This is a genomic window from Methylobacterium sp. B1, assembly GCF_000333255.1.
GTDB classification, from domain to species: Bacteria; Pseudomonadota; Alphaproteobacteria; order Rhizobiales; family Beijerinckiaceae; genus Methylobacterium; species Methylobacterium fujisawaense.
The window spans coordinates 1-252 of record NZ_BACT01000372.1; the positions used below are offsets into that span (position 1 = coordinate 1).

The following is a 252-nucleotide window of genomic DNA, read 5'->3' on the forward strand; positions in this document are numbered from 1 at the left end:
GGTGTCGGCGTAGGCGCCGCGGATCGCGCCCAGCAGGAGCCGGTCGCGCACGGGGCGCCCGTTGACGGCAAGGTGGATATGGGTCGCCGCGCCGCGATGATAGGTCGGCAGGCCGACATGGCCGGTCACGGCAAAGCCCTCCCGGGCCAGGGAGACCGGCAGCGCATTTACTCTATAGCTATCACGCCTCGGTGATGATTGGCGCGGAACACAACACTGTGACCAAGCCTATTATTGACATTTAAAGCAATT

At 63.1% G+C, this 252-nt stretch carries 1 pseudogene; it reads right to left on the reverse strand.

The window, feature by feature from the left end:
- Nucleotides 1–168, reverse strand: a pseudogene (locus I53_RS31180) (hypothetical protein); the annotation flags it as partial.
- Between the last annotated feature and the right edge of the window lie 84 nt (nucleotides 169–252).